At 76.6% G+C, this 3,660-nt stretch carries 3 protein-coding genes; 2 read left to right on the forward strand and 1 reads right to left on the reverse strand.

Annotated elements, in window-relative coordinates; all coding sequences use genetic code 11:
• On the forward strand, window positions 1-924 hold a 924-nt coding region (gene eccD / locus ABZV78_RS31495), incomplete at its 5' end, for a type VII secretion integral membrane protein EccD (protein WP_355644465.1).
• Here the strand turns inward: eccD and ABZV78_RS31500 are convergent.
• Complete coding sequence (locus tag ABZV78_RS31500; protein WP_355644467.1) at window positions 908-2,080, reverse strand: type VII secretion protein EccE; 1,173 nt, start codon at window positions 2,078-2,080, stop codon at window positions 908-910. The two genes, eccD and ABZV78_RS31500, sit on opposite strands and share 17 nt — an antisense overlap.
• Before the next feature lie 162 nt (window positions 2,081-2,242).
• Between ABZV78_RS31500 and eccB the strand changes: the two genes are divergently transcribed.
• The coding region (gene eccB / locus ABZV78_RS31505; RefSeq protein ID WP_355644469.1) for a type VII secretion protein EccB at window positions 2,243-3,660 on the forward strand (1,418 nt) is incomplete at its 3' end.

Consider the following 3,660-nt stretch of genomic DNA (forward strand, 5'->3'; position numbering starts at 1 on the left):
GTCGCGCTGCTGGTGAGCGCCGCGGTGCTCTCCCGGGCGGCCGGCGACAGCCGGACCGGGGCGGTGCTCGCCATGGGCGGCCTCGGCTACGCCGCGATCGGCGGCCTGCTGGTCCTCGCCGGGGACCGGAAGCTCGGCGAGCTGGCCAGCCCGCACGTGCTGCTCGCCGCGACCGCGGTGGTGCTCTTCGGCGCGGTCGCCGCGCTGGCCGTCGGCGACCGGCTGCCGCTCTTCCTCGGCGCGGTCGGGGTGGGCGTGGCGGTCGGCTTCGGCGCGGCGCTCTGCCTGGCCTTCGGCATCGGCGCGGCGGCCGCCGCGGCGGTGGTGGCGACGGTCGCGTTCGGCGCCCTGCCGGCGCTGCCGATGATCTCCTACCGGCTGGCCCGGCTGCCGGTGCCGTCGATCCCGACCGGCCCGGACGACCTGAAGAGCGACACCGAGTCGGTGGACGGCCCGCAGGTGCTGCGCAACAGCGAGCGGGCCGACGCCTTCCTCACCGGTCTGCTCTGGACGGTCTCGGTGCTGGTGCTCGGCGGCGAGCTGGTGCTCGCCGACAACGGCCGGCTGCCGGCGGTGCTGCTCTGCCTGGTGCTGGCCCTGCTGGCGCTCCTGCGGGCCCGCCCGTTCCTCGGCCGCGGCCAGCGCACCCCGGTGCTCCTCGCCGGCACCCTCGGCCTCGGGCTGGCCGCCGCGGCCACCTTCGGCGCCGGCTCGCTCCCGGTCCGGCTCGGGCTGATCCTGGGCGGCCTGCTGGTGCTGACCGTGATCAGCCTGATCTACGGGCTCACCGTGGCGGGCAAGCGGATCTCGCCGGTCTGGGGCCGCACCCTGGACATCGTCGAGATCCTGCTGATCGTCGCCCTGGTGCCGCTGGCCGTCTGGGTCTGCGGCCTCTACGGCTGGATCGTCAACCTTCGACCGTGACCGTGCCCATCGCGCTGCCCACCGGCGCGGTGGCGTAGACGCCCGGGCCGTGCTGGCCGTCCAGCGGGCGGGCCGGCACGCCGGAGCGGCGGGCCACGTCCCGGACCACCTTTACCAGAGCCTCGGCGTGGCCGTCCATGGCCGCCACCCGCAGCAACGGCGGGACCTGCCGGCCGCTCGGGAGCACCACCGCCGCGACCGTGTGCGAGGGGGCGGAGGTGGCGGTCACCGCGTCCACCAGCGCGCCCAGCGAGCCGTTGGGGCGGACCCGCAGCGCCAGGCAGCGCTGCGTCCAGCCACCGCCGCGCAGGCTGGTCCAGCTCTCCACCGGGGACTCCGGGGCGAGGTCCAGCCCGGCGCCGGAGACCACCGCCGCGTGCAGCTCGTCCCGGCCGAGCACCCGGTGGCCGAGGCCGGCGGCGTTGAGCACCTTGCCGAGCCGGCCGATGCCGGCCGCGACCGTGCGGTGCACGCCGCGCATGCCACCGCCCCGGCTCACGGTCTCGGCGCGGGCGTCGGCGACCGACAGCCGCAGCGCCACCCAGACCGTGCGGTGCGCCGCCGGGGGCGCGCCGGGCGCCGGGTACCAGACCAGGGTGTGCGAGACCACCTGCGTCTGGGTGACCGGCCCGGTGAAGTCGGCGAGCACCGCGAGCGCCCGGTCCACCACCGCCGCCTCGATCGATCCGGCCGGCGTGCCGGGCCGGCCGGTCAGCGCGACCGCGGCGAACCAGCCCCGGTCGTCCTGGCCGATGCCGAGCCGGGTGCCGCGCTCGGTCAGCTCGACGACGGACAGCTCCGGGGCGAGCGCGGCCAGCCGCGGGTCGCCGGCCGGCGCGGCGCCCCGGGCCCGGCTCCGGCGGCGGCGCAGCCGGCGGCGGAGCATCAGGTCCTCGTACCACCAGCGGCCGCCGCGGCGGGCGAAGGCGGCCACCACGGCCAGCAGGGCCAGCCCGGCGACGGTGGCGAGCAGCCAGGACGGGCCGCCGGTGGCGAACCAGACGGCGAGCGCGGCGCACTCCAGCACCACGAGCTGGCCGACGACCACCGGGCCGAGCCGGCCGCGCCGGCGCTTGTCGGCCGGGGTGACCGGTCGGTCCGCCGGCACGGCGGGGGCGGTGGCCGTACGACCGGGTGGCGCCTGGACCTGGGTCATCGGTGAGCGTCCCTTCTGGACATCCTGGGCATCCGCCGGTGCGGTGCGTCGCCGGGGGGCGGGCGGGGTCCCGGTGAACCGTCGACGGCCCCTTATCGTAGGGAAGCCCGCGGCGTAGTTCGGACCTGATCGTCGCGGACCCACCCCTGCCGGAGGTTAGTCATGCGGACCCGCCGCGATCAGGTGCAGGCGTACCGCTTCGTCACCCGCCGGATCGTCTCGGCGCTGCTCTCCGGCGACCCGGAGACCAACGACCTGCCGATGCGGCGCCTCGGCATGGCGGTGTTCGGCAGCGTCATCGCCGCCGCCGTCGTGCTCGGCGGCGCGGGCGCGTACGGGCAGTTCACCAGCAACTCCGCCCCGCTGGAGCCGAACACGCTGGTGATCGAGCGGGAGACCGGCGCCACCTACGTCTTCGCCGACGACAAGGTGCTGCACCCGACGCTCAACTACGCCTCGGCCCGGCTCATCCTCGACGACGCCGCCGCGCCGGTCCGCACCATGTCCCAGGCCTCGATCAAGGACCGGCCACGCGGCCAGGCGGTCGGCATCGTGGGCGCCCCGGACGACGTGCCGGACAGGAAGTCGCTGGTGGGCCTCCCCTGGTCGGTGTGCGACGTGCCCGACCCGAACGACCCGCAGCGCTCCACCACCCGCCTGGTGATCGACCGGCCGCTGGCCGGCGGCACCCCGCTCACCGACCGGGCGGTCCTGGTGAAGACGAACGACGCGCGCTACCTGCTCACCGGCGGCGCCCGGCTCCAGGTGGTCGGCGACGAGCAGGCGCTCGTGGCGTTGAAGATGGCCGGCGCGGCCACCCTCACGGTCGGGCAGCAACTGCTCAACGCGGTGCCGGTCGGTCCGGCGCTGCGCAAGCCGACCATCGACGGGGAGGGCGACCCGAGCGGACTGACCGTGGGCGACCGCCCGGCCCGGGTCGGTCAGGTCTACCGGGCCGCCGGGCAGTACTACGTGCTGGCCAAGCAGGGGCTGGTGGCGATCGGGGAGGTCACCGCGCTGCTGCTGCTCGGCGGCGGGGGCCAGGTCACCGACATCACGCCGGATCAGGCCGGCCAGCTCCTCACCGACCAGCGGCTGGAGGCCGAGGGCCTGCCCGTCCGGCTGCCCACCCTGCACGAGGTCCGCGCCGGGCGGACGGTGCTCTGCGCCACGTACCGCTCCGGACCGGCCGGCCAGCCGACCACCACCCTGGAGGTCTTCGACCAGCCGCCGGCCGAGCTGACCGCGGCGACCGGGGTGCCCGCGCGGCAGAGCGGCCGGGACGCCGTCCGGACCGCCGAGAGCGTGCTGCTGCCCGGCGGCAAGGGCGTGCTGGTGCAGGCCACCGCCGGGGAGAGCGGCAAGCCCGCGGCCGGCTCGACGGTCTACCTGATCACCGCGCAGGGGGTCCGCTACCCGCTCGGCACCGCCTCCGGCGACGCGAAGAGCGCCCTCGGCTACGGCGAGGTGACTCCGCTCGCCGTGCCCGCGTCCCTGCTGGCGCTGGTGCCGACCGGGCCGACCCTGGAGCGCGACAAGGCGATGAAAAACTTCGATCCGGGGGCGGTGGCGGGCGGCGG

This window comes from Micromonospora sp. NPDC004540 (genome assembly GCF_040610095.1).
GTDB lineage: Bacteria > Actinomycetota > Actinomycetes > Mycobacteriales > Micromonosporaceae > Micromonospora.